Origin of the sequence: Mesorhizobium sp. WSM3866 (assembly GCF_002294795.1) — a bacterium.
Taxonomy (GTDB): Bacteria; Pseudomonadota; Alphaproteobacteria; order Rhizobiales; family Rhizobiaceae; genus Mesorhizobium.
This window is the reverse complement of sequence record NZ_NSGC01000008.1, coordinates 43681-69254: the sequence shown is the minus strand read 5'-3', so window position 1 is coordinate 69254 and position 25574 is coordinate 43681. Positions and strand designations below refer to the sequence as shown.

Below are 25574 nucleotides of genomic sequence, written 5' to 3'. Positions count from 1 at the left end.
TCATGGATGCTTCCTATCGCTGAGCGGCTGATATCGGAAACGGCACCACTTCGGCCTCGGGCCGGGCATAGAGGGCGGTCGCGACCGCCTCGATCACAAGGTCGAGCGCCGCAAGCGCCGTGCGGCTGGTCTCGTCGTCGCCGCGCAGATAATGGCAGGCCCTGTCGAGGTGCAGGTGGGCGGCGGCAAAGTCGCTTTTCATTAGCTTCTCCTTATTGCCCCGCCGTGCAGCGACCATGCGTGAGTCGCTTTACCGACAAGCAAAGATGGGCGGCAGCATTTGAATCGAATTGTACGCGACGTCGAAGCTGCTTGAGAGAGGCGGCCGGCGCCGGAGTTGCCACTCTCTCGCGTTGTGAAGGAAATGTCCGGCAGGGTAGAGGAGGCGCTGTCCCGCCGGCATCCCAGCCCTTGCAGGCACCTCCATCACGGTTAAAAGTGGCCTGCTTTGGAGATAGGTTGAATCGACGTTGGTCCTCCACGGCGCCCCCCCCGTCCTGCCGGACATCGCCCCCACAACGGGAGAGAGTGGCAGTTCCACCGCCGTGCAACCGATGCATGTGCGAAACCGTTATGGCGAGGATAATCGAGGGGTGCGGCAATTGTCCTTCATGCCCAACCGGCGCCGGCCGGTTTCTCTCGCGCTTGCCGCGGCGGCGCTTGCATCGATGCCGGCCGCCGCCTTCGCCGCCGAAAAAACCGGCATGTCGAGCGAAGGCATCTTCGTTCTCGAAGTCATCTTGCTGCTCGTCGTCGGCCGAGGCATCGGCGAATTGCTGGAGCGCCTCGGCCAGCCGGCGGTGATGGGACAGCTGATCGGCGGCATCCTGCTCGGGCCCTCGCTGCTCGGCTGGCTGTGGCCCGCGGCCGAGCGGCTGGTCTTTGCGGGCGATGCCGCGCAGAAGTCGATGATCAACGCCATCGCCCAGTTCGGCGTGCTGATGCTTCTGCTGCTGACCGGCATGGAAACGGACCTGAGGCTGGTGCGCCGCGTCGGCCGCGCGTGCTTTTCGATCTCCGCCACCGGCGTCGCCGTGCCCTTCGCGCTCGGCTTTGTGGCGGCGCAGTTCATGCCGGCCTCGCTGCTCGCCACCGGCAGCGAGCGCATCGTCTCCGGCCTGTTCCTCGGCACCGCGCTTTCGATCTCCTCGGTCAAGATCGTCGCCATGGTGGTGCGCGAGATGAACTTCATGCGCCGCGACCTCGGCCAGATCATCGTCTCCTCGGCCATCATCGAGGACACGATCGGCTGGGTGATCATCGCCATCACCATCGGCATCGCCACGCATGGCCGCATCGAGCTCGCCAGCCTCGCCTTCACGCTCGCCGGCGTCGCCGCCTTCATGGCCTTTTCCTTCACGCTCGGCCGCCGCATCGTCTTCGATGCCATCCGCTGGACCAACGACACCTTCCGCTCGGAATACGCAGTGGTCACCGTCATCCTCGCCATCATGGGCGGCATGGCGCTGGTTACCGACTTAATCGGCGTGCATACGGTGCTTGGTGCCTTCGTCGCCGGCATATTGGTCGGCGAGTCGCCGATCCTGTCGCGTCACATCGAGGGGCAATTGCGCGGCGTGATCACGGCACTCTTCATGCCGGTCTTCTTCGGCGTCGCCGGTCTCTCAGCCGACCTGACAGTGCTCGTCGATCCCGAGCTTGCACTGCTCACCGTGGCGCTGGTGGCGATCGCCAGCCTCGGCAAGTTCGGCGGCGCCTTCATCGGCGCGGAGGCCGCGGGCATGAGCCGCAGCGAGGGCATTGCCGTCGGCTGCGGCATGAATGCGCGAGGCTCGACCGAGGTCATCGTCGCCTCGATCGGTCTGTCGATCGGCGTGATCTCGCACACGCTTTTCACCATGATCGTCACCATGGCCGTCATCACCACCTTGGCCATGCCGCCGACGCTGCGCTGGGCGCTGGGGCGGCTGCCGATGGGGGAGGCGGAAAAGAAAAGGCTGGAGCGCGAGGAGGTCGACCAGCGCGGCTTCATCACCAATCTGGAGCGGCTGCTGGTGGTGGTCGACGAGGGCGTCGTCGGCCGCTTCGCCGCCTACCTCGCCGGTGTCATCGGAGCCGGCAAGCCGACGACCGTGCTCCGTACAAGCGGCGAAAGCGAAGCCGACCCCGTCGAGGCGGCGCATCTGGACGAGATCGAGAAAGGCGCTGAGCAGGGCCGCGAGGCGGCGAAGGAAGCCGACGAGGAGCCCGCGCATGAAGCCCCCCTCACGCGCCGCCCGCATGACGCTCCGCTCTCCGCCGAGGCGGTCGCCAAGGAGGCGCGCAAGGGCTACGGCATGCTGCTCATCGGCCTCGGCCGAGCGGTGACCGCGAAGGGCGGCTTCTCGCGCCGGCTCAACGAGGTCGCCGGCGCTTTCGAGGGCCCGCTCTGCCTGGTGCTGAAGCCGGCCGGCGTCGGCCGGCAGATGCCGCGCCTTGGGCCGGGATCCGGCAGGATCCTGGTGCCGGTCAACGGCACGGCGAATGCGCGCCGCGGCGCGGAACTCGCGCTTGCCGTCGCCTCCGTCACCGGCGCGCCGGTCAAGGTCCTCTATGTCGCGCGTCCGGGTCGCGACGAACCGCGAGACACCGTCTCGCATCGCCGCAGGGAGGCTGTGCTGAAGGACATTGTCGCGCTTGCCGACCGTTATGGCGTCGAGATCGAGACGGCCATCCGCTCGAGGGCCGCCGCCGCCGATGCCATTGCCCGTCAGGCGGGCAGGAACGTGGCGCTGATCGTCATGGGCGTGGCGCGGCGGCCCGGCGAGGAGCTCATCTTCGGCGAGACGACGAGCGGCGTGCTGCAGCGCTGCCCATGCCCGGTGATGCTGATCTCCGACGCGCGGCTGCGCCGCGACGACGAGGGCAGGGAGGCGCTGAGGTCAGGTACGGGCACGGGCTGAGGGCAGCTTCGGCCTGACGGTTCCAATGGCTGACGGCCGCGCTTCACTTGCCTTCGAAAAAGCGATGGATCGCGGCGTCCAGCTTGCCGATGAGCTCGGCGTTGCGCGTGCTGCCGGCCCAGATCAGCGCATTGAGCCGCATGTCCTTGTTGAGGAAGTTCACCTTGCGGGATTCCAGCAGATATTGCGCGACTTCGAAGTGGCGTCCCTTGATCGCCTCGATGAGCGCGCTGTTGCGTCCCGTCTTGTCGGCGAGATTGACGTCGGCGCCATGCTCGACCAGCAGCTTGACGATATCGAGATGCCCGTTCCTTGCGGCTTCGATGAGCGGCGTCCTGCCGTAATAGTCGGCGCGGGCGTCGATATCGATCTGCCGATGCTTCAGCAGCGCCCGGATACAGGCGAGGTGACCCCTAGCCGCAGCCAGGCTCAATGGTGTGCTCTTCCATTTGTTTCTGCAGTTCACGTCGACCGCCGGGTGGCCGATCAAAGTTTCGAGCACGGCGGTGCGGCCGTTATGCGCCGCGAGGTGCAGGCTTGACCAGCCGTCTTCATCGGTCTGGTTGATATCCGCGCCCGCTGCGAGCTCCGCGCGCGAGGCTTCGGCATCGCCGCTCTCGGCCGCGACCAGCAGGCGGGACCAATTCCTTGCTTCTGCGGCTTCCAGGCCTGTGTCCACTGCAATATCCCCGACCGCGGATGGCGCCGGCCCGGCCGGCATTCAGATGCAGCGTCTTCTCGCGCGGAGAGTTTCACACTCGCCGTCGTCGGGCAATGGATTTCGCGTCGGCGGTGCGGGCAACTCGAGGGGAGATGCCGGCAGGGCAGGTCCTGGCGCGTGGATCGCCGGCGCCCCAAGCGACGGAGAGGGGCGTCGGCCAGTCACGCGCCGTGACCCCCTCTGCCGCCTACGGCGACATCTCCCCCTCGAGGAGGGAGATTCATCTCGCTATGCCATCTGCAGCCGCTGCCGGCTCGGCTGCGGCGGGAAGGCGATCGCGATGCCGGCGGCGCCCAGGCCGACCAGCGCCGAGCCGATGAACAGCCAGGAATAGCTGGCATAGGCGTCGTAGATCATGCCGCCGGCGAGCGGGCCGAACGACATGCCGAGGCTGGAGAGCATGGTGGCGGCGCCGAACACCGTGCCGATGATGCGCGGCCCGAAATATTCGCGTGCTAGCACCGCATAGAGCGGCATGACGCCGCCGTAGGTGGCGCCGAAGATGACGGCCAGGACGTAGAACTGCTCGAGCCGGCCGACCGCTAGATAGGCGGCGATCACGGCGGCCTGGATGGCAAGGCCGGTGATCAGCACCGGCTTGACCCCCAGCCGGTCGCCGAGCACGCCGTAGAGCAGGCGTCCGCCAAGGCCGGCAAGGCCCTCGACGCTATAGATCGAGACGGCAGCCATCGGTGCCACACCGCAGGCCATCGCATAGCTGACCATGTGGAAGATCGGCCCCGAATGCGCCGCGCAGCAGGCGAAGAAGGTCATGCCCAGCACCAGGAACTGCGGCGAGCGCAGCGCCTGGCCGACGCTCATGCCGGGGTCGACGGCGGCACGCGCCGGCATGCCGCCGTCGGCCGCCGCGCCGGCCGCCGGCGGCTGGCGTACCAGGAAGACGGCGGGCAGCAGGAGCACCCAGGCCATGACGCCGATGTCGAACATGGCGGTCCGCCAGTCATAGGCCGAGATCAGCCAGCGGGCGAAGGGCGAGATGGTCATCGGCGCCACTCCCATGCCGGCCGAAACCAGCGACACGGCAAGGCTTCGGTTGGTGTCGAACCAGGCGGTGGTGAGCGCGATCATAGGCGCGAAGAACGCGCTGGCCGCCAGCCCGACGATCACTCCGTAGCTGAGCTGGAAGATCAGCAGCGAGTTGGCGCGGCTCGCCACCACCAGCGCCAGCCCGAGCAGCACCGCGCCGGCAAGCACGACGGGGCGGGCACCGACGCGGTCATAGATCGCGCCCCAGGCGAAGCCGCCGACGCCCATCACCAGAAAATTCAGCGTCATGGCGCTGGAAATGCCGGCGCGCGACCAGCCGGTGTCGATCGACATCGGCTCGAGAAAGATCGCCAGCGAGAACATCGCGCCGAGCGCCACACAGGTCATCAGCGCGCCGGCCGCGACGATGACCCAACGATAGGAAGGATTCATGGTTTTCTCCCATGCCGTAAGGCATCCTGTTTGATGCGGCACGGTTTTTCCAGGTCCATCGCGCCGCTTGCGTCCGAAGGACGCCGAGGCGGACACCGATCCTACAATCTGGTTGCATTTTTTATCCGGATTTTTCGGACGCGTTATCGTCGCCAACGTCGGCGCTCCGTCACGCCCCCCTCTGCCCTGCCGGGCATCTCCCCTCAAGAGCGGAGAATCGGCTGTGTCGTGATCCGCGCCTCTCCTTACAACGTCGGTGATTGGCGAAACCCGCGAAGAAACTGATCTCCCCACTTGAGGGGGAGATGTCCGGCAGGACAGAGGGGGGTGCCTCGCGCCGATCTCTCTACCTGTCAGCAGTCTTCCGCACCCACATTGACCGCGCACCAGGCCCTTCTAGATTGAGCCGCTGCAATCGGGAGGAGGCAACACGCCATGCAACTCTATCGCGGCCGGCTCATCGACCACCTTCATCTGGTGGTGCGCGACGTCAAGGCGAGCCGGCGTTTCTACGGCGCGGTGCTCGAAGTGCTGGGCATCCCGATCGGCGGCGAGGCCGAGGATTATTTCTGGGCGGACGAACTGTTCGTTTCCAGCGCCGATAGCCGCGCGGCCCAGGGCGTGCTCACCGGCCGTCACCATCTCGCCTTCCAGGCCAAGGACCGCGCCATGGTCGACGCCTTCTACCAGGCGGGCCTCGCCGCCGGCGGCAAGGACAACGGCGCGCCGGGCGAGCGTCCCTACCACCCCGGCTACTACGCCGCCTTCCTGCTCGACCCCGACGGCAGCAACATCGAGGCGGTGTTTCATGGCGAGGCGAAGCGTAGTGCGCCGGCGGTGGAGATCAGTTTTTAGCGCGGCGGCGGGCGCCGTTATCTCCCCCTAGCGGCCCCTAGCTAGCGGGGAAGAAAGCGCGACGCACCACCCCCTCGGCTACTTGCTCGCCACCCCGTCGGAGCATCGGGGCTGGGCATCGACGGGCATGAGTTCGAAACCGGCGGCGATGAGTTGCAGCTTCGTTTTCTCGAAATGCCGCTTGGCGCCGCTGTCGATCGCGGCCGGTGCTATCCCGTCACCAATCCGGACGCCATCCGCGTCATCCGCGAGGCTGCCATGCTGGTGCCGATCCGCTAAAATCCATCGATCGGCGGGTGCCTCGTGCAATGGCCATGACCGCCAAAGCGGACGCTATTCCTTCACCGCGCCCGTCATCGAGGAGACGTAGTGCTCGACGAAGAACGAATAAAGCACCACCACCGGCAGCGAGCCGATCAGCGCGCCCGCCATCAGCGCTCCCCATTCGTAGACGTCTGAGCGGACGAGCTCGGTGAGCACGCCGACTGGCACCGTCTTCTTCTCCGACGACTGGATGAAGGTCAGCGCGTAGATGAATTCGTTCCAGGACAGCGTGAAGGCGAATATGCCGGCCGAGATCAGGCCCGGCACCGAAAGCGGCAGCACGATCTTGGTCAGGATCTGCCAGCGGGTGGCGCCGTCGATAAGCGCGCATTCCTCCAATTCGAAGGGGATCGAACGGAAGTAGCCCATCAACAGCCAGGTGCAGAACGGGATCAGGAAGGTCGGGTAGGTGAGGATCAGCGCGAAGGGCGTGTCGTAGAGACCGAGGTTGAACACCATCACCGACAGCGGGATGAACAGGATCGAGGGCGGCACCAGATAGGCGAGGAAGACGGCAAGGCCGACTTGGCGGGCGCCGGAGAACCGCAGCCGCTCGATCGCGTAGGCGGCGAGCACCGCAGCCGCCAGCGACAGGAAGGTGGCCGCCGTCGATATGATCACCGTGTTGAGCAGCCAGCCGGGGTAGGAGGTCTCCAGGAGCAAATAGCGTATGTGCTCCAGCGTCGGATGCACGACCCAGAACGGATTGTAGTTCACATAATCGGTCATCTCGACATTGGGCTTAACCGCCGTGATCGTCATCCAATAGAATGGAAACAGCAGCACGATGAGAAACACCAGCAGCGGCAGATAGACCGTGACCACCCGGCGCGGCAGGCTCTGCAGGTAGCCCATGCCGCCTTCGGTGTCCAGGCGCTCGACTTCTCTGATCGCGGCCATATCAGTCTCCGCCGCCTTGCTGCCACCTGCGCCGTTGCAGGCCGAAATAGCTGAACAGGATCGCCGCCAGCAGGAAGGGGATCATGGCGACCGCGATTGCCGCGCCTTCGCCGAGCTGGCCGCCGGCAATGCCGCGCTGGAAGGACAAGGTCGCCATCAGGTGGGTGGCGTTCACCGGCCCGCCGCGGGTCAGCACATAGATCAGCTGGAAATCGGTGAAGGTGAAGAGCACCGAGAAGGTCATGGTGATGGCGATGATGGGCGTCAAAAGCGGCAGCGTCACATGGCGAAACAACTGCCAGCGGCTGGCGCCGTCGAGCGTGGCGGCTTCATAGAGCGACTGCGGGATGGTCTGCAGGCCGGCAAGCAGCGTGATGGCGACGAACGGGATGCCGCGCCAGACATTGGCCGCGATGACGGAAGCGCGCGCGTTGGTCGGATCGCCAAGGAAGTTGATGCGGTGGTCGATCAGCCCCATCTGCTGCAGCGCCCAGGACAGGATCGAGAACTGCGAATCGTAGATCCACCAGAAGGCGATGGCCGACAGCACCGTCGGCACCACCCAGGGCAGCAGCACCACCGCGCGGAAGAACGACTTGAAGGGCAGCTTCTCGTTGAGGATGAGAGCCAGCCAGAGGCCGAGCACGAATTTCAGGATCGAAGCGCTGACCGTGTAGAGCACGGTGTTGAAGACCGACAGCCAGAACACGCTGTCGCTCCAGAGATATTCATAGTTCTCGACACCGATATAGATGCCGGGCCGGCCGATGCGTGTGTCGGTGAAGCCAAGCCAGACGCCGAGTCCCAGCGGATAGGTGAGAAAGACCAGGAGCAGCGCCGCCGCCGGCAGCATGAAGCCGAGACCAAGAGTGTTCCGGCTCTCGGCAAGTCGCGAAAGCATCGACGGACGCCGCTGAACGGCAACGGATGACACGGCCATGGGCGCGGATTCCTCGCAACATGCGGTGGAGTGGTGGTGGCCGCGTGGTCCTTCCGTGCCCCGGAAGATCCCGACGCGGCCACCCTTGCTTCAGGTGCCCGGCAGGATCAGACGCGATAATAGCGGTTGGCGCGCTTTTCGGCCTCTTCCATCGCCTCTTGCGGTGTCGCCTGTCCCGTCACCGCCTTGGCGAACATGTCGACCAGCACATAATCGGCCATGGTCGCGGCCGAGGCATAGCCGAGCGGCCCGGCATAGCCGTTGGGTCGCAGCGTCGCCGAGGCTTTCGCGTAAGCGGCATTGTTCGGGTCGGCCTTCCACACCGGATTGTTGTCGAAGGCCTTCAGCGTCTGGCAGCAATAGCCGGCCGACGACGTGATCCAGTCCGACATCTGCGGGTCCTCGAACATGAACTGCAGATAGGCTTTGGCCGCGTTGGGGTAGGGCGTGTAGTTGAAGATGACGGCCGTGGTCACCTGGAACAGCTCGACCGATTTCCCGACCGGACCGATCGGCAGATTGGTGGTGCGGATGTCCTTGGCTATTTCGGCCAGCTTCGGGTCGTTGTCCTTGTTGACCTTGGCGGTGTTGTAGGCCGAGATGCCGTTGGCGATCACGCTTATTTCGCCGGCCAGGAAGGCGCGGTTGTTGTTGACGTCGAGCCAGCTTTCCGTGCCGGGGATGAAGGTCTTGTAGAGCTCCTGCGCATACTGGATCGCCTTCAGCGTCTCGGGGCTGTTGATCGTCACCTTGCCGGCTTCGTCGACCATTTGGCCGCCATGGCTCCATAGCAGCCAATGCGCATAGTTGTTACCGTCGCCGACGCCGTGGCCATGGGTGAACCCGGCGGGATGGCCCTTTGCCTTGAGCGCCTTGCACAGCTCGAGGAAACCCGCCGTGTCCTTCGGGAATTCCGAGAAGCCGGCCTCCTTCACCCAGCTTTCGCGATAGACGATGGCGTTGCCGATGGTGGCGAGCGGCAGGCCGAGGAACTTGCCCTCGCGCGTCGCATACTGCTTCGGGCCGTCGTGCCAGCCGCCATATTTCTTGCCGAGATGGTCGCCGAGTTCGGTCACGTCGAGCAGCTTGTCGGGATATTGGTGCGGGTCGTCGAACCAGACGAACATCAGGTCGGGACCGGAGCCGACATTGGCGGCGACGGCCGCCTTGGGCCGGATGTCTTCCCAGCTCTCCTTGTCGACGCGCACCTCCACGCCGGTCGCCTCGGTGAACCGCTTCGTATTCTTCAGCCATTGGTCCTCGTCGCCCTGCACGAAAGGCGACCAGCGCAGCAGCCGGAGCTTGGCGCCTTCCTCCGGCTTGTAGGTCAGGCCCTCCTGGGCGAAGGCGCTCGAGCCGACGAAGCGGCTGCCCAAGGCCCCGGCGGCCGCGCCGGCGGTCGTGCGGATCACGTCGCGTCTGGTGAACTTCATGCTCGTCTCCTCCTGTGGGTTTCCTCGTTGCGTGGTCTATGGCGCCGCTTCGATCCGCTGGCCCGTTTCGCCGTGAAACAGATGAATGGGGCCGGGTTCCACCGACAGCCGGATGGTTTCTCCCGGCGCGAAGGAATGGCGTTCGCGGAAATTGGCGACGATATCCTCTCCGCCGGCCGTCCGGCCGATGATCTGCACTTCCGAGCCGGTCGGCTCGATCACCACCACGGTGACCGGAATGCCGTCCTCGGCCAGCCGCAGATGCTCAGGCCGAACGCCGAGCACGACGGCTTCGCCGTTGCCGATCGCGGGTGGTTTCGACAGAGGCACGGAGACGCCACCCGCGCCCCGGAACGACGACGGCGTGCCGTCATTGGCGAATGTGCCCTTGAGCAGGTTCATGGCCGGCGAGCCGATGAAGCTCGCGACGAAGAGGTTGTTCGGCCGGTCGTAGAGCTCGAGCGGCGGCCCGATCTGCTCGACGAGGCCGTCATGCATGACGACGATCTTGTCGGCCATGGTCATGGCCTCGATCTGATCGTGCGTGACATAGATCGTCGTGGTCTTCAGCCGCTGGTGCAGTTCCTTGATCTCGGCGCGCATCTGGACCCTCAGCTTGGCGTCAAGATTGCTGAGCGGCTCGTCGAACAAAAACACCTGCGGATTGCGCACGATCGCCCGGCCCATGGCGACGCGCTGCCGCTGGCCGCCCGAAAGCTGGCGCGGATAACGCGACAGAAGCGGCACCAGCCCGAGGATCTCGGCCGCCCGCTTCACCCCGGCATCGCTCTCCGCCTTGGCCACTCCCTTCAGCATGAGCGAGAACGCCATGTTCTCGGCAACGGTCATGTGCGGATAGAGCGCGTAGTTCTGGAAGACCATGGCCACGTCGCGCTCCTTCGGCGCAACATCGTTGACGACACGGCTGCCGATCGAAATATGGCCGCGGGAGATTTTTTCCAGCCCGGCAATCATCCGCAGAAGCGTCGATTTTCCGCAGCCCGATGGCCCGACCAGCGTGACGAACTCGCCGTCCTCTATGTCGACGCTGACGCCGTGCAGGATCTGGGTGGCTCCGAACGACTTGTAGACATCGCCAATCGCGACAGACGCCATCGAACTCCTCCCGATGGTCCCTGCGGGTTTCGCGGGGAGCCGTTTCCAATCAAGGTGTGGCTGAAACGGATGCCGGCAAGCATCCACCACTGGCGTCGGCGACGTTTGCCCCAGCTCCCCCCGGGTCACGCGACTGTGAAACGGTAGCGCTACCAAACCCGCCTGTAAAGCTGCGGCGCATACCCTTAGACTTTCGTCTCAAAGGACAAAGGAGCCAAGCCTACGGTGAGCTAAGTCAATCCAGGGCCGTACCGCGTGGCCGCTAATCAGGTCGGCGAAGAAGGCTGAATGCGCATTAGCAAGTACTAAGGTGTAGATTTCAACCTGGGCCGAGAAAGAGCTGACGAGTGCCCGTTTCCGCGCAGACGGAATTTGGCAGCTATCCCATTCGAGATGCGGTCATGCTGATAGCGGTGCTTCCGGTGTGGCCCTGCTGCCACCGCGGGAAGGGGCGCGGCCGCTTCTTGGCCGTGTTCACCCGCCGATCAGAAACGCCGCAATCAGCTTCTGCAAGTTCCCGCCCGGCCCGAACTCGACCTTGTCGAAGTCGCGGCTGGCCCGGCGCTGCTCCTTGGAAAGCTGGTCGAGATAATTCGTCAGCTCCGCCCTGATCTTGGTGCAGCCGGGGTCATCGGCGACGGTGAGGCCGGTGCTGAAGGCGACGATCTTGTCCACCATGTCGACGATGCCGGCGCCGTGGACCTTCTCGTGTGCGGCGAGGCCGGCGGCAAACGCGTCCCACCGCGCCTGCACGGCGGGGGCAAGTTTTGCGGCGGGCTTCGGCAACGTGTAGGTGATGATCAGCTTCGGGCGAGCGGTCTTCAGCACGCAGGCGCCGCCTTCAGTCTGATAATCGCGCTGCCAGGTCAGCTTGAAGTTGGTCTGCGCGATTGCCCGCCGCCCGTTGCCGGCCGAGTCCCCGCCGATCACAGGGCCTTTCTCGCCGATCGAGACATAGAGCGCCTCCACGCTTTGTCCTGAGATCGCATAGGTCTCGACCTTCTCGCTCGGCTTCCATTGGGCGAGGGCGGGTGAGGAGAGGAGCAGGGCGGAAAGCAGCAAGACGGATTTCATGAGGACTCGGCAGAATTCCGGGACGAGCCTGCGTGCATAGCGGTTGTCGGGGCAAGAGCAAAGACCGCGCGGCGCTTTCTCCCGCAAGGCGGAGACAACGCCGTCGGAACCCGCTCCACCCGTCCGCCGTTTCCTTGTCATCGTTCCGCCCCAGGGAGACAAGGATGACCCGCAACGAGATCATTTCCGTTCTTGGCCCTGTCGACGAGGCCGTCATCGCCGACGTCGCGCTCACCGGCGCCAGCCTCGAGGAATTGCGCGAGGCCTTCGCCTGGATCGGCGCCGACGAGGCGCTGATGAACGAGGGTCGCGCGATGCCGGGCGCCAGGGTAGCGCGGCTGATCGAGATTCTCGAACCGCCCGAGGACGAGGCCGAAGCGCCGAGCGGGACGGAGTAGAGCGCGAATCCTGATCTCCCCCCTTGAGGCCTGAGGGGTCGTCTCACGCAGATCGCCGACGTTGTATTCCTCCGCGCAACGCGCCGGCACTTCACGCGCAGCGATCCCTCCGTCGCCTTCGGCGACATTTCCCGATAAGGAGCGAGATAAGACTCCGGCGCCTCGCTCGGCCATTCATCCGATTTCGCTCGGTGCACCCTGTCCCGCAAGTTCCAGGTGATCCCCCTACTTGCTCCTCCGCCACCTCGGGCATAGCTTCTTCCTGCCTTGGGGGGAGGAGGTTGCCTTGGATACCAATGTCGTCATTGTCGGCGCGGGACCGGCGGGGCTGGCTGTCGGGGCCTGCCTGAAGCGGGCCGGAGTCGATTTCATCATCCTCGAAAAGGCGAGCGAGCTGGCGCCGGCCTGGCGGCGGCATTACCGGCGGCTGCACCTGCACACGGTGAAGTCCTTCTCGTCACTGCCTTTCCTGCCGTTCCCGAAAAGCCACCCACGCTACGTTCCGCGTGAAAAGGTGGTCGCCTATCTCGACGCCTATGCCGCGCGTTTCAGCCTGGAGCCGCGCTTCGGCGTCACGGTGAAATCGATCCGCCGGGCGGGCGAAAAAATCGTGGTCGAGACCGATGCCGGTCCTTTCAACGCCCGCAAGATCGTCATCGCCACCGGCAATAACGCAGAGCCGATAACGCCGGCCTTTGCCGGCATCGAAACCTTCAAGGGAGAGGTGCTGCACAGCGCCGCCTACACCGAGGCCACGCCCTATACGGCCAGGAACGTTCTGGTCGTCGGCATGGGCAACACCGGCGCCGAGATCGCGCTCGACCTTGCCGAGAGCGGCGCGCATCCGACGATCTCGGTGCGCAGGGGCGTCCACATCGTGCCGCGCCAGCTTTTCGGCGTGCCGATCCAGATGGTCGGCATCGCCAGCCGGCCGATGCCGCGGGCGCTGAACGACTGGATGTTCCCGAAAATCCTCGACCTTGCGCTGGGCAGGCTGGAGCGATACGGCATCGTCAGGCCGAAGGAAGGCATCCTCAAGCAGATCGACGCCGGCCGCATTCCCGTCATCGATGTCGGAACTGTAGCAGCGATCAAGGCGGGCAGGATCGGCATTCTCCCCGATATCGTCAGCTTCACCGAGGACGGCGCAACATTCGCCGGCGGGCAGGAGCAAAACTTCGACGCCGTAATCTTCGCCACGGGCTACCGTCCTGGCTATGACGGCATCCTGCCGGCGGAGCTGCGGCCGGGGAAGAGTGGAGTGAATCCACCCGCGACGGCGCTGGGTGTCTACCTCGTCGGCTTCTACAATCCGGTCACCGGCCTGCTGCGCGAGATCGGCATCGAGGCGCAGGCGGTGGCGAGGGATATCGCGGGGTGAGGCGTGGCGGAACTGCCGATCTCCCCCCTTGAGGGGGAGATGGTCGGAAGACCAGAGGGGGTCGCAGCGCCTTACGCGGTCCGCCACGAACACGACGCTGACGATTTACGGGAGACGACCCCCTCTGTCGCCTTCGGCGACATCTCCCCCTCAAGGGAGGAAATCAAGGCGCATAAATCGGGTGGCGCCCGCGCGCGCCCCATGCGAAGCCAGCCTGGCCAAGGAGGGACGCACCCATGCTCACGCTCTACGATTATCTGCCCTCGCAAAATGCCTGGAAGGTTCGTGTCCTGCTTGGCCTGCTCGGCATCGCTTATGAAACCCGGATCGTCTCGATCTTCGAGGGCGAGAGCCGTACGGAGGCCTTCCTGAAGCTCAATCCGGCCGGCGCCGTTCCCGTGCTCGCCGTGGAGAATGGGGCGGCGATCGCCGAATCCAACGCCATCCTCGCTTGCGTCGCGGAGGGGACGCCCTACCTGCCGGCGGACCGGCTCACGCGCGCCAAGGCCATGCAGTGGCTGTTCTTCGAGCAGTACTATGTCGAGCCGGTCATCGGCTCGCTGCGCTTCTGGTCGCTGACCGGGCGGCTGGACCGCAATCAGCCGATGGTGGCCGGCAAGCGTGAGGCGGGCGCCCGCGCGCTTGGCGCTCTCGAGCGCAGCCTGCAGGACACGCCGTTCCTTGTCGGCGGCTCGCTCACCATCGCCGACATCGCCGTCTATGCCTACGGCCATCGCGCCGAGGATTGCGGCTTTTCGCTTGCCGACTATCCGGCGGTCAGCGCCTGGATCGATCGGGTGAGCGGGACGATCGGCTCAGGCTATCCCGTGCATCCCTACAGCATCGATCCGCATTCGGGCGGTTGAGCGCCGGAACAGAAGGCCCGGGGAGGGCGTTTGCCCAACCGGTGCGCTGGTTCCGTCGACGAACGGCGCCGGCAGCGCCGGCCTGTTTTCCAGCAACTGACAATGGAGGCCAGGAATGGTTCGCACCGTCGCTCTCGCAATCCTCGCTACCGGCATTGCCAGCCTGCCTGCTGTCGCGGCCGAGGAATGGTGGGTCGCCAGGGACGCCGTTTCGAAACAGTGCGAGATCGTGCCGAAGAAGCCCGACGGAACGCTGGTCGTCGATCTGGGCAAGAAGAGATACGCCAGCGAGGCCGAGGCCAAGAAGGCGATGGCGGCGCTGGCGGATTGCAATAAGCAGTAGGATTGACCGAGTTGATCTCCCCCTTGAGGACCCGAGAGCGGGGAGATTACCGCACCCCTACCGATCCACCATCGACATCGTCCGCTCGTTATAGCGCGGCCCCGATACCTTCTCAGGCGTCAGCGCCATGTCGAGCCCCAGCATCTCGGTGGCGTCGAGCTTGATGTCGGCGGCGGCGACATTCTCCTCCAGATAGGTCCGTCGCTTGGTGCCGGGGATCGGCACGATGTCGATGCCGAATTCCGGCCCCTTGGCCAGCAGCCAGGCGAGCGCCACCTGGCCGGGCTTGACCCCCTTGGCGACGGCGATCTCGCGGACCGTGGAGGCCGCGGCGACATTGGCGTCGAAATTTTCGCCCTGATAGCGCGGGTCGCCGCGCCGGAAATCGCCTTCGGGATAGTCTTCCGCCCGCTTGACGTCGCCGGCGAGAAAACCGCGGCCGAGCGGTGCGAACGGCACCAGGCCGATGCCCAATTCTGCAAGCGCCGGGATGATCTCGGGCTCGAGGTTGCGCTCCCACAGCGAATATTCGCTCTGCAGCGCCGAGACCGGGTGCACGGCATGGGCGCGGCGGATGTTGGAAACCCCCGCCTCCGACAGGCCGAAGAAGCGCACCTTGCCCTCCGCAACCAGCTCGCCGACTGCGCCCGCGACATCCTCCATCGGCACATCAGGATCGACGCGGTGCTGGTAGAGCAGGTCGATGCGGTCGGTCGCGAGCCGCATGAGCGAAGCCTCGACCACGTCGCGGATATGCTCCGGCCGGCTGTCGCGCCCGGTGCCATCCTGCTTGCCGTCGACGATGCGGAAGCCGAATTTTGTCGCGATCGTCACCTCGTCGCGCCGGCCCTTCAGCGCGCGTCCAAGCAGCTCCTCGTTGATGAAAGGCCCGTAGACCTCGGCCGTGTCGAGGAAGGTGCAGCCAAGCTCGATCGCCCGGTGGATCGTCGCGATCGACTCCGCTTCGTCGGCCGGGCCGTAGGATTGGCTCATGCCCATGCAGCCGAGGCCGATGGCCGACACGACGAGCCCCTGGCTGCCGAGTTTCTGCTTGCCGAGGCTCATTCATCTGTCTCCGGTAAGAAATTAGCACCCGCGAAATTATAATGCCGGGACGCGATGCGTCCAGCGCGGCCTCAAGCCATCGGCAGCATTCGGCGCATGATCAGCGAGGCATGGCCGCCGACGCCATGTGCGGCCGGCCGGCGCTCGACCACCTCGAAGCCGTGCTTGCGGTAGAAGGCGATCGCCCGCTCATTGCCCTCGATCACCTCCAGGGCGATGCTTGGAATGCCGGCATGGGCCGCAAGCACCGCGTGCAAGAGGTCGACGGCGAGGCCGCTGCCGAACTCTTCCGGCTCGATATGCAGCCGGTCGAGCATGACATCGCCCCTCTCGTCCATCGCTGCCATGGCATAGCCGGCGATCGATCCGTCGGTCCGCTCGGCCACGAACGACATCTTGTTGTCGTCGGCGAGCTCTTCGGCGAGCTTGTCGGGCGCATGTTTTTCGTCGGAGAGCCGGGCCACGGTTTCCTCACCCATGATCGGCGAATAGGTCCGCCGCCAGGATCCTCCCAGCAGCCGCGAGACGGCTGGCAGATCGTTCTTCGTCATCGCCCGGATGTGAGACATGTGCTTCCCTCGTTGCACTCCAAGATAGGGCGCGGCGCTGGCGACAGCCAATCTTCCCCTTGTTGTGGCGGAGATGCCGACAGAGCAGAGGGGGCGCTGTCCCGCCGACGCATCGTAGTTTCTTGTTGGGAGATCGATAGCAACAAAGCGGCGGCCCTTATTGGCTCAAACGCCTCGGTCCTTCCGGTGCCTCTCTGGTCTGGCCTGCCGGCCGTCTCGCCCGCTTGACGGGAGCTTGGCGCTCCGTCGCCCCGCCAAATTGACTCGCCCCCCGCTCTCATTCATCCTTAGAGACTGTTCAGCGCCAGCGTCTACAGAGTGAGCCATGGCCAGTCCCGTCGCCAGAGAAAAGTCCCGCCGCGCCGCGGTGAAGAAGGCGCTCGACCGCCACAAGGTCTACGTCACTGCGCAGAGCTTTTCCGGCGGCACCTACAGCGCCCGCGTGCTGGTCGACGGCGAGGCCTATTGGGTCGACGAATTCCGGCTGAGCCAGCTGCGGCAGGGTCTGACGCCGGCCGAGCTGGAATTGACGCCGGCGACCGACGATTGAGTGGAGTGCCTTCGTCATCCCAGGGCGGAGCAGGAGCGAAGCGACGTCGCGGAGACCCTGGGATCCATGCCGTGACCTGGACGCGTCACGACGGTCCAAGTTCTGCTCGGCTGCACTCGGCGGTAAAGGTCACGGCATGGATCCTCGGGTCAAGCGCGAGGATGACGACCGCGCGGGCTCGGGGGCGCGAAGGATCGCGGCCCTTGCCACTGTCGGCTACGCGCTTCGGCACTTAACCCATGCCAGCTCCCCAACTCAAAACCTACCGCGCCAAGCGCGAATTCTCCCGCACCCCAGAACCGGCGGGCGGCACGGCAGGCGAAAGCGGCAATCGCTTCGTCATCCACAAGCACCACGCCACCGCCGATCACTACGATCTGCGCCTCGAAGTCGGCGGCGTGCTGAAGAGCTGGGCGGTGCCGCGCGGGCCTTCGCTCAATCCGGCCGACAAGCGCCTCGCGGTCGAGACCGAGGATCATCCGATCGAATATATCGACTTCGAGGGCGTCATCCCCGAGGGCGAGTATGGCGGCGGGCCGATGATCGTCTGGGACACCGGCACCTGGGCGCCGATGGAGGATGTCGAAAAGAGCCTGCGCACCGGCGCCTTCAAGTTCCGCCTCGCCGGCCAGAAGCTCAATGGCGGCTGGATGCTGACCCGGCTGAAGCCCAAGCCCGGCGAGGACGAGAACAAGAAGAACTGGCTGCTTTTCAAGGAGCGCGATCTCGCCTCCGACTCCGAGCTCGACATTCTCGAAGCGCGGCCGGAAAGCGTCAAGTCGGGCCGGCGCATCGAGGAACTGGCGGCGCCGCCGAAGAAGCCGCAGCGCCTGCCGCCGAAACCTGGCTCGCTGAAACCCGGCGCGCTGCCCGGCGCGGTCAAGGCAGACCCGCCAAGCCGCATCGAGCCGCAGCTCGCCGCGCAGGTAAGCGAGCCGCCCGGTGGCGAGGACACCGGCACGCTCTGGCTGCACGAGATCAAATTCGACGGCTACCGCACCATGGCGCATGTCGTGGACGGGAATGTGCGGCTGATCACCCGCGGCGGCCTCGACTGGACCAAGCGCTACGGCGACCTGCCGCAGGCTTTTTCGCGGCTGCCGGCCAGCCGGGCGATCATCGACGGCGAGATCATGGTGCTGGACGACAAGGGCATCTCGCGCTTCGCGCTGCTGCAGGACGCGCTGGCCCAGGGCGCCGGCTCGAAGCTGCATTTCTACGCCTTCGATCTCCTGCATCTCGATGGCTGGGACCTGCGCAGGGCGCCGCTGCAGAAGCGTAAGGCGCTGCTTGCCGAACTGCTCGCCGGCCAGGCGGCAAACTCCGCCATCCAGTACAGCGACCACGTCGAGGGCGATGGCCGCGGGCTTTACGACCAGGCCTCGGACCTTGGGCTGGAAGGCGTCGTCTCGAAGCGCGCCGATGCCATCTACATGAGCGGCCGAACCAAGAGCTGGACCAAGGTCAAGGCGCAAAAGACGGATGATTTCGTCATCGCCGGCTACACCGTTTCCGACCGGGCGGAAGGGCTTGCGGCGCTGGGCATGGCCGAGTTCGTCGACGGCGAATTGCACTATCGCGGCAAGGTCGGCACCGGCTTCGACCGCGACATGGCGACCGACCTGCTGACCCGGCTGGAGCGGCTGACCGCCGGCGCCACGCCGCCCGAAGGCGTGCCGCGCGAGATCATGCGCGAGATGCATTGGGTGAAGCCGCTGCTGTCGGCACGCGTCCGTTATTCGAACCGCACCGCCGACAATGCGATCCGCCACGGCGTCTTCCGCGGCCTGCGCGATGTCGGCGGCCTGACCACGCCGGTTGCGGTCAAGCGCAAGCGGCTGATCGCCGAGTCCGACCTCGCCACCATCTGGGTCACCAATCCGGAGCGGCGGCTGTTCGGCAAGACCGGGCCGACCAAGCTCGACATTGCCGTCTATTACGCGCTGGTCGGCGATTTCATGCTGCCGCACATCATCGGCCGCCCGGTGTCGCTGGTGCGCTGCCCGACGGGGCGGCCGCAGGACTGCTTCTTCCAGCGCCACGCCTTCACCGGCATGCCGCCTTCGGTGGCGGTGTTCGAGAGCGTCAGTTCGGAAGGCGAGACCAAGACCTACCTCTCGGTCGAGGACGCCAAGGGCTATCTGGCACTGGCGCAGTTCGGCGTCGTCGAGTTCCACACCTGGGGCACGCACCGCACCAAGCTCGACAGGCCCGACCAGATCGTCTTCGACCTCGACCCGGGCGAGGGGATTTCCTGGCGCGAGGTGGTCGAGGCGGCCGTCCACATCAAGGGCGGGCTGGAGAGCCTCGGCCTGGTGCCGTTTGCAAAGACGTCCGGCGGCAAGGGCATCCACATCACAGTGCCGGTGACGCGCAAGCAGAACTGGAAGAAACTGCACCAGGCCTCGAGCACCATTTCCACTTTGCTCGCGGCAAGCGCGCCCGACACTTTCGTCACCGTCATGGGCAAGGAAAACCGCAAGAAGCGCATTTTCATCGACTTCCACCGCAACGCCCGCGGCCACACCTCCGCCGCTCCCTATTCGCTGCGCGCCCGCACCAACCTGCCGGCATCGACCCCGATGAGTTGGACCGATCTGGAGGCTATCGACGCGCCCGAGGATCTGAACTACGCCTCGCTGCCGGGACTGTTGGAGACCTCGGGCGATCCCTGGGCGGAGATCGACGAGGCCGCCAGGGATTTGCCGGTAGTTGAGGGAAAGTAAACCGCAGGCGTTGGCGATCCGTCACACCCCCCTCTGTCCTGCCAGCGTTCGGTTTCCATCTCCATCGACGCTTCCTACAATTTGAATTATCCTCCGCGCCAACCGGCCCAAGAACACTTCGTCAGCAATTTGCATGTACCATCAAGGGTCGGTGTAGCATTTCCGGAGCGCCAACCGTCCTTCGGACGAAGCGCCGGAGCATGATCCCGAAAAGTGGGAAACCGGTTTTCGGCAAAGATCAGGCTTCCAAAAAAAGTAAAACTGTCAGTGCATGGCCGCGTAGGAGTTCATCATGGCGCCCAGGGCAAGTTGGAAAGGTTACCTCAAGCTCAGCCTCGTCAGCTGTCCGGTCCGGCTTTATCCGGCCACCAGCGCGAGCGAGCGCATCTCGTTCAACCAGCTGCACAAGAAGACCCACAACCGCATCAACATGAAGCCGGTCGACCCCGAACTCGGCCTGGTCGAACGCTCGGACCTGGTCCGGGGCTACGAATATGAGGACAAGCAGTACATCATCATCGATGATGCCGATCTCGACGCGGTCCGGATCGAATCCAACCACACGATGAACATCGAGGCCTTCGTCGACGAGAATGAGGTCGACGTCATCTACCAGGACTCGCCCTATTACCTTGCCCCGGACGGCGCCATGGCCGAGGAGACCTTCGCGGTGCTGCGCGAAGCGATGCGCAGATCCGGCAAGCTGGCGATCGCCCGCCTGGTCCTTTCCAGCCGCGAGCGCGTGGTGACGATCGGCCCGCGCGAGAACGGCATGTTCGTCTGCACCTTGAGGAACCCCAACGAAGTGCGCGGCACGGCTGAATATTTCGGCAACATCCCGGCCGGCACGCCGGATCCGGAAATGCTCGATCTCGCCCAGGCGCTGATCAAGCAGAAGGAAACTCATTTCGATCCGAAGAATTACGAGGATCGCTACGAAGTGGCGCTGATGGGGATGATCCGCGAGAAGCTCAAAGGCCACAAGCCGATCATCGCGGCGGCGCCCGAACGCGGCAATGTCATCAACCTTATGGATGCGCTGAAAGCGAGCCTGTCGCAGTCGGCCAAGCCGCCGGCCAAGTCGAAGAGCAAGGCCGAGGAGGCGCCGGCCAAGCCGGCCAAGAAGGCGGCCGCCGCCGGCGGCGCGCCTGAGAACCCGCTGAAAGCGAACCTGTTGAAAGCCGCCGGCAAGAGCAAGAAGTGACGGGAGGGCCGGTGATCCTCCCCGGCGCCGTGTTCGGCGCCGTCGGCCCGCTGGCCGCGTTTCCGCTCAGGCTCGCCGCGCGCGAGGTCGAGCGCCGCCATGCCGAGTTGAGGCGCGGCGTCACCCGTCGCACCACCCATGTCGTGTTCGGCCGCACGCTGCTGGCCAAGGCGGCCACGGCAAGAACGGGCGATGGCGACATCGAGCGCCGCGTGCAGGCCGAGCGCGAAGCCGGGCGCGAATTGGTCAGCGAAAACGGCTTCCTGCGCTTGCTCGGCTTGTTGAAGGCGCCTCAGGCGTCGTCGCTGTCCCGGCAATCGCTGATCGACCAGTCGCGGCTTGCCGCCAGCGATCTCGACATGCTGTCGCTGTTCGACGCCTTCGAACGTGACGGCGAACCCTATTCCTTCCGCGACCTGATCCTGGCCAGAAAATATGCCGGGTTGATCGCCAGCGGCGCGACATGGGGCGCGATCGCGCGCTCGGTGGATCGCTCCGGCCCGGTCGCCTCGCTCACCGCCAAGTCGCTCAATCTCGGTTCGCAGCATGGCCGGCCGGACGCGATCTATCTCGACGAGGGCCGCAGCGAGCTCGACGGCCAGCTTCTCTTCGACCTCGGCTCACCGGAAGACGACACGCTGGAGGAGCTGTTCGCCGAGGCGGAAGCCGCGGAAGAGGAGGGGCGGCACGACGAGGCCGCAGCGCTCTACCAGCGCTGCATGGCGATCGATCCAAAAGATGCCATCGCCGCCTTCAACCGCGCCAACTGCCTGCGCGGCGCCGGCCGCGCAGCGGAAGCCGCGCATGATTATGCCCGCGCGATAAAGCTCGATCCCGGCTTCGTCGAAGCCTGGTTCAACCTCGCCGGCTTGGTGGGCGACGAAGGCAAGGTCGCGTCGGCGCGGCGGCACCTGCAGAAGGCGATGGCGCTCGACAAGGCCTATGCCGACCCGGTGTTTAACCTGGCCCGGCTTGAGTTCGACGCCGGCAATCTGGCCGAAGCCCGCCGGCTGTGGGCGCGCTATCTGGAGCTCGACGCGGAGTCCGAATGGGCAAGACTGGCGCAGAAGGGGATCCAGTTCGTGGATTTGCACATGGCCGGTGAGCGAGATGTTCGCGCTTGAGACGGAGTGCGGCCTTGCCAGGAAGCCCGCCCGATGACCTACTTCCTCTTCGACGGCCCCGACTCCGCCCCCGTCACCATTCTGCTCGCGCACGGCGCCGGTGCGGCGATGGACTCTCCCTCGATGACCGCCACCGCCAAGGCTCTCGCCACCGCCGGCTTCCGCGTCGCGCGCTTCGAGTTCCACTACATGGCTGCGCGCCGTTTTGGCCATCGCAAGCCGCCGCCGCGCGCCGAGACCGTGAACCCGGAATATGTCAAGGCGATCGCCGATCTGCGCGCCAAAGACGTGACCGGCAAGCTCATCATCGGCGGCAAGTCGATGGGCGGGCGCGTCGCCTCGATGGTCGCCGACGAGATGTTTGCTAGGGGCGAGATCGCCGGGCTGGTTTGTCTGGGCTACCCCTTCCATCCGCCCGGAAAGCCGGAGCAACTGCGGACAAAACATCTCGCCGACCTGAAGACGCCGACGCTGATCTTCCAGGGCACCCGCGACGACTTCGGCACCAAGCATGAGGTCGCGACCTACGGCCTTTCCGCGGCAATAGAGATGATCTGGCTGGAGGACGGCGACCACGATCTCAAGCCCCGCAAGGCGGTGTCGGGGTTTTCCGTGGCGGATCACCTGAAGACGGTGGCGGAGACGATAAAAGCTCGGATGGCGCCTCTCGCTTCGTCATCTTAGGGCGAAGCAAGGAGCGAAGCGACGCGGCGCAGGCCCTAGGATCCATGCCGTGACGCTAGGGCATTGGAACGGCTCAGAATTTTGCCCCCGCAAGGTTCCACGGCGATGGTCACGGCATCGATCCTCGGGTCAAGCCCGAGGATGACGAATGAAGAGGCGTCTTCGGCAAATGAAACTCGCCACCTTCAACATCAACAACATCAACAGCCGGCTGGAAAACCTCTTGGCTTGGCTCGTCAAAGCCAAGCCCGACGTCGTCTGTCTGCAGGAACTGAAATCCCGCGACACGCAGTTTCCGCTGACCCGGCTGGCGAAGGCCGGTTATGGCGCGGTGTGGAAGGGCGAGCCGACCTGGAACGGCGTCGCCATCCTGGCTCGCGGCGCCGAGCCGGTGCTGACACGCGACGCGCTGCCCGGCGACGATGCCGACCGCCAGGCGCGCTACATCGAGGCGGCGGTCAACGGCATCGTGATTGCCTGCCTCTACGCGCCGAACGGCAACCCGCAGCCCGGGCCTAAGTTCACCTACAAGCTCGCCTGGCACCAGCGCTTCGCGGCGCATGCGAGCGAATTGTTCGACACCGGCCTGCCGGTCGTGCTTGCCGGCGACTTCAACGTTGTGCCCGAGCCGCGCGACATCTACGCCACCCGCTCCTATGACGACAACGCGCTGGTGCAGCCTGAAAGCCGCGCCGCCTTTGCGGCGCTGATCGATCAGGGCTGGACGGATGCGCTGCGCAAGGTCTTTCCGAAGCAGGAGAAGCTCTACACATTCTGGGACTACCGCCGGAACCGCTGGCCGCGCGACGCCGGCCTACGGCTCGACCACATTCTGTTGTCGAAGAAGCTGGTGCGGAAGCTGAAAGGAGCGGGCATCGATCGGGAGGTGCGTGCCGAGGAAAACGCCAGCGACCATGCGCCGGTGTGGGTGGAACTGGCGACCTGAGCTTCTAGACGGGAGAAGGGAAAGGCGGCGCTGTCCCGCCGGCGTCTCTACGTTTTGATGCCAGCCTCTCGCAAATAATGTCTGTGCAGCAACGTCGGCTCGCGTTAGCTTTTGCAGGACTACGAGGGGGCGCGGACCTTATGCTTTTCAGCTTGAGTATTTTTCTCCAGCCAACGCTTCCCCGCCGTGGCTGACAACGCCCTCGTTCTCTTCATCTCCGTCCTTGTCATCGCCGGCGCCACTGCCCTCATGGCGCTCGCTTTGCGCTGGCGGCGCAAGCGCCGCAGGGCGCGCGGCAATCCCAATCCGGCCGGCGATTATGCGTCGCGCACCGCCTGGGGTCCGACATCCGGCAAGCTGAACTTCTCATCCTTCGTCTTCATGGATGTCGACGGCGACGGAACCTATGGTCAGGCCGACCGCCCGATGGCCGGCATCGTGGTGCGGCTGTTCGACCAGTCCGGCCGCTTCATCGTCGCGGCGCGAAGCAACGCTGCCGGTTTTGCCAATTTCCCGATGTCGTCGACGCGGCGCAGCGCCGTGATCCGCTCGCCTGGAACGTTTCGCTTTTCGGTCTCCGTGCCGCCCGGCTGGCGCGCCAGCGGCGCCAACGAGAACCAGCCTGTGCGCGTGACGGATGCGCCCGGCTCGCTTGTCGGTTTGGCCGGAGAGGGCCTGCCAGGGCCCGTCGGCCTTACCCCTGCGCGCATGGTGAGCGGCAGGACGCCGGCCGCGGCCACCGCAACCCTATCCGTGATGGGCAACGGCCAGCTGCTCGAAAGCCACCCGCTCGGCGCGGCCACCACCTTCCGCTTCCCGCTCGCCGCCGAGGCCGATCAGGTCGTGATCGCCGGCGGCGGGTTCGACCGGCGCCTCGCGCTGTCGGCCTATCCGGCCGACCTCGGCTTGCTTGCGTCCGGGGCGCTTGAGCCCGACGCGGCGCTCAGCACCATCGGCTTCGACGACATCACCACGCGCGGCCTGAGCAAGATTCCTTCCGGGTACGCCGGGCTCGACTGGTACAATCTCAACGCCATGTCGCGTGACCACACCAGGAACAGCGAAGGCTACGTCAACGGCAACGTCTCGGGCGCCTATATCGCCTATACCAGCAGCGGCCATCCGGCAGAGTTCGGCCGTGCGGCGCCTTTCGGCTTCCATTCGGTGATGCTGACCGCCGCATGGCTGCGCTCGGAAGGGGAGAGCGCGCTGGTCGAAAGCTGGCTGGGGGACGAGTTGATCGCGCGCGACGAGGTCACGCTGTCGGCGCTGGCGCCGGTTCAATACGCGCCGATGCTGAAGGCGGTGACGCGCGTGCGTCTATCGACCAAGCATCACTGGCAGATGGTGTTGGATGATCTCGTGCTGGCGCTCTGATGCATGTCGGCTAAAGCGCGGCGGCTTTGCGGGGGACATGTGTCAAGCAAAGGCGAACTGGGTCGCCCAGAGGATGCCGCAGCTTCGGGAGAAGAAGTGCATTAAAACAAGGAATTGCAGCGCGTTGCCTGAATTTCGGTGCAACGCGCTGTAATGGTCAGAAGGTGAGCGAAGTGGCGCCGTTGGCGGTGACTGCCGAAAGCCTGCCCTTCTTGACCAGCCTTGGTTTCTCATAGGTTTTCTTCATGGCCGGTTCCGCGAATTTCCTGGATCGCAAGAAGGAGCCAGGGTCGGCAGGCATCAACAGCAGATTGTCCGGCAGATCAGCTCGCCGGGCCGCCGCCATTGATAACAGTAGAAGGACCGCCGGCGACAATTGTCGAAAGCTTGCCTTTGCGGACCAACACAGGCTTCTCGTAAGTCTTCTTCATGATTGAACCCCCGTTAACCATTCGAACTGACAAGACGATAATCAGCCGCCTTGTCACGCAACAAGCCAGGATGACAGCTGGCCCCAAACATCAATGAAGCTGATCGAGCTGTCCCCGAATCAACCCGGGACCGGTGTCGAACCCGCGACGACCATCGAAAGCTTGCCTTTGCGGACCAACACAGGCTTCTCGTAAATCTTCTTC

26 protein-coding genes are annotated in these 25574 nt (G+C 65.2%); 14 read left to right on the top strand and 12 right to left on the bottom strand.

Going from position 1 to position 25574, the window contains the following annotated elements; all coding sequences use genetic code 11:
* Positions 1 to 13: 13 nt before the first annotated feature.
* Positions 14 to 202 (bottom strand): hypothetical protein, encoded by a 189-nt coding sequence (locus CK222_RS18945; protein ID WP_067322650.1) that lies wholly within the window; start codon positions 200 to 202, stop codon positions 14 to 16.
* 391 nt (positions 203 to 593) lie between these two features.
* Between CK222_RS18945 and CK222_RS18940 the strand changes: the two genes are divergently transcribed.
* A complete protein-coding gene (locus tag CK222_RS18940) occupies positions 594 to 2903 on the top strand; it encodes a cation:proton antiporter (protein ID WP_245433090.1) in 2310 nt (769 codons plus the stop codon).
* 43 nt (positions 2904 to 2946) lie between these two features.
* On the opposite strand, the gene CK222_RS18935 is transcribed toward CK222_RS18940, so the two are convergent.
* Positions 2947 to 3582: an ankyrin repeat domain-containing protein gene (locus CK222_RS18935; protein ID WP_095801407.1), complete on the bottom strand. Its 636-nt coding sequence runs from the start codon at positions 3580 to 3582 to the stop codon at positions 2947 to 2949.
* A gap of 270 nt (positions 3583 to 3852) precedes the next feature.
* On the bottom strand, positions 3853 to 5064 hold the full coding sequence (locus CK222_RS18930; RefSeq protein WP_095801406.1) for an MFS transporter: 1212 nt from the start codon (positions 5062 to 5064) through the stop codon (positions 3853 to 3855).
* 435 nt (positions 5065 to 5499) lie between these two features.
* Here CK222_RS18930 and CK222_RS18925 point away from each other — a divergent pair, with 435 nt between their 5' ends.
* Positions 5500 to 5919 carry a VOC family protein gene (locus CK222_RS18925; protein ID WP_095801405.1) on the top strand — a complete coding sequence of 140 codons (420 nt, stop codon included), beginning with the start codon at positions 5500 to 5502 and terminating at the stop codon, positions 5917 to 5919.
* Between the two features lie 153 nt (positions 5920 to 6072).
* Complete coding sequence (locus CK222_RS33375; RefSeq protein ID WP_259979814.1) at positions 6073 to 6198, top strand: hypothetical protein; 126 nt, start codon at positions 6073 to 6075, stop codon at positions 6196 to 6198.
* A 54-nt stretch (positions 6199 to 6252) separates the two neighbouring features.
* Here the strand turns inward: CK222_RS33375 and CK222_RS18920 are convergent, their stop codons facing one another.
* The 5 genes from CK222_RS18920 to CK222_RS18900 form a co-directional block, all read right to left on the bottom strand.
* Entirely contained in the window at positions 6253 to 7143 is an 891-nt protein-coding gene (locus tag CK222_RS18920; RefSeq protein ID WP_095801404.1) for a carbohydrate ABC transporter permease, read from the bottom strand.
* Position 7144: 1 nt separating this feature from the next.
* Positions 7145 to 8083: a sugar ABC transporter permease gene (locus CK222_RS18915; RefSeq protein ID WP_095801403.1), complete on the bottom strand. Its 939-nt coding sequence runs from the start codon at positions 8081 to 8083 to the stop codon at positions 7145 to 7147.
* Positions 8084 to 8190: 107 nt separating this feature from the next.
* Positions 8191 to 9516 (bottom strand): ABC transporter substrate-binding protein, encoded by a 1326-nt coding sequence (locus tag CK222_RS18910; RefSeq protein WP_095801402.1) that lies wholly within the window; start codon positions 9514 to 9516, stop codon positions 8191 to 8193.
* A 36-nt stretch (positions 9517 to 9552) separates the two neighbouring features.
* Complete coding sequence (gene ugpC / locus CK222_RS18905) at positions 9553 to 10632, bottom strand: sn-glycerol-3-phosphate ABC transporter ATP-binding protein UgpC (protein ID WP_095801401.1); 1080 nt, start codon at positions 10630 to 10632, stop codon at positions 9553 to 9555.
* Between the two features lie 474 nt (positions 10633 to 11106).
* Positions 11107 to 11706, bottom strand: a complete 600-nt coding sequence (locus CK222_RS18900) for a DUF922 domain-containing protein (RefSeq protein ID WP_095801400.1) — start codon at positions 11704 to 11706, stop codon at positions 11107 to 11109.
* Between the two features lie 164 nt (positions 11707 to 11870).
* Here CK222_RS18900 and CK222_RS18895 point away from each other — a divergent pair, with 164 nt between their 5' ends.
* The 4 genes from CK222_RS18895 (at position 11871) to CK222_RS18880 (ending at position 14694) form a co-directional block, all read left to right on the top strand.
* Positions 11871 to 12104 carry a hypothetical protein gene (locus tag CK222_RS18895; protein ID WP_067001193.1) on the top strand — a complete coding sequence of 78 codons (234 nt, stop codon included), beginning with the start codon at positions 11871 to 11873 and terminating at the stop codon, positions 12102 to 12104.
* A 286-nt stretch (positions 12105 to 12390) separates the two neighbouring features.
* Entirely contained in the window at positions 12391 to 13485 is a 1095-nt protein-coding gene (locus tag CK222_RS18890) for an NAD(P)/FAD-dependent oxidoreductase (protein WP_095801399.1), read from the top strand.
* Positions 13486 to 13721: 236 nt separating this feature from the next.
* Positions 13722 to 14351 (top strand): glutathione S-transferase family protein, encoded by a 630-nt coding sequence (locus tag CK222_RS18885; protein WP_095801398.1) that lies wholly within the window; start codon positions 13722 to 13724, stop codon positions 14349 to 14351.
* Positions 14352 to 14466: 115 nt separating this feature from the next.
* Positions 14467 to 14694: a hypothetical protein gene (locus tag CK222_RS18880; protein WP_095801397.1), complete on the top strand. Its 228-nt coding sequence runs from the start codon at positions 14467 to 14469 to the stop codon at positions 14692 to 14694.
* Positions 14695 to 14751: 57 nt separating this feature from the next.
* Here CK222_RS18880 and CK222_RS18875 read toward each other — a convergent pair whose 3' ends face one another.
* Together CK222_RS18875 and CK222_RS18870 are read right to left on the bottom strand one after the other, a co-directional pair.
* A complete protein-coding gene (locus tag CK222_RS18875) occupies positions 14752 to 15759 on the bottom strand; it encodes an aldo/keto reductase (protein WP_095801396.1) in 1008 nt (335 codons plus the stop codon).
* Between the two features lie 71 nt (positions 15760 to 15830).
* The gene (locus tag CK222_RS18870; RefSeq protein WP_066998508.1) at positions 15831 to 16328 is read right to left on the bottom strand and encodes an N-acetyltransferase; all 498 of its coding nucleotides are present in this window, start codon (positions 16326 to 16328) and stop codon (positions 15831 to 15833) included.
* 325 nt (positions 16329 to 16653) lie between these two features.
* Between CK222_RS18870 and CK222_RS18865 the strand changes: the two genes are divergently transcribed.
* The 7 genes from CK222_RS18865 (at position 16654) to CK222_RS18835 (ending at position 24939) form a co-directional block, all read left to right on the top strand.
* Positions 16654 to 16878, top strand: coding sequence for a hypothetical protein (locus CK222_RS18865; protein ID WP_067322499.1), 225 nt, complete (start codon positions 16654 to 16656; stop codon positions 16876 to 16878).
* Positions 16879 to 17117: 239 nt separating this feature from the next.
* Positions 17118 to 19604: a DNA ligase D gene (ligD, locus tag CK222_RS18860; RefSeq protein ID WP_095801395.1), complete on the top strand. Its 2487-nt coding sequence runs from the start codon at positions 17118 to 17120 to the stop codon at positions 19602 to 19604.
* 292 nt (positions 19605 to 19896) lie between these two features.
* On the top strand, positions 19897 to 20808 hold the full coding sequence (locus CK222_RS18855; RefSeq protein ID WP_095801394.1) for a Ku protein: 912 nt from the start codon (positions 19897 to 19899) through the stop codon (positions 20806 to 20808).
* Positions 20809 to 20819: 11 nt separating this feature from the next.
* On the top strand, positions 20820 to 21932 hold the full coding sequence (locus tag CK222_RS18850) for a tetratricopeptide repeat protein (protein WP_095801560.1): 1113 nt from the start codon (positions 20820 to 20822) through the stop codon (positions 21930 to 21932).
* A 33-nt stretch (positions 21933 to 21965) separates the two neighbouring features.
* The gene (locus CK222_RS18845; RefSeq protein ID WP_095801393.1) at positions 21966 to 22616 is read left to right on the top strand and encodes an alpha/beta family hydrolase; all 651 of its coding nucleotides are present in this window, start codon (positions 21966 to 21968) and stop codon (positions 22614 to 22616) included.
* Positions 22617 to 22785: 169 nt separating this feature from the next.
* On the top strand, positions 22786 to 23562 hold the full coding sequence (locus CK222_RS18840; RefSeq protein ID WP_095801392.1) for an exodeoxyribonuclease III: 777 nt from the start codon (positions 22786 to 22788) through the stop codon (positions 23560 to 23562).
* Positions 23563 to 23748: 186 nt separating this feature from the next.
* Complete coding sequence (locus tag CK222_RS18835) at positions 23749 to 24939, top strand: hypothetical protein (RefSeq protein WP_095801391.1); 1191 nt, start codon at positions 23749 to 23751, stop codon at positions 24937 to 24939.
* A 157-nt stretch (positions 24940 to 25096) separates the two neighbouring features.
* On the opposite strand, the gene CK222_RS32325 is transcribed toward CK222_RS18835, so the two are convergent.
* Together CK222_RS32325 and CK222_RS31710 are read right to left on the bottom strand one after the other, a co-directional pair.
* The gene (locus tag CK222_RS32325) at positions 25097 to 25186 is read right to left on the bottom strand and encodes a lasso RiPP family leader peptide-containing protein (protein WP_164746769.1); all 90 of its coding nucleotides are present in this window, start codon (positions 25184 to 25186) and stop codon (positions 25097 to 25099) included.
* A 76-nt stretch (positions 25187 to 25262) separates the two neighbouring features.
* Positions 25263 to 25370: a putative RiPP precursor gene (locus CK222_RS31710; protein ID WP_141245906.1), complete on the bottom strand. Its 108-nt coding sequence runs from the start codon at positions 25368 to 25370 to the stop codon at positions 25263 to 25265.
* Between the last annotated feature and the right edge of the window lie 204 nt (positions 25371 to 25574).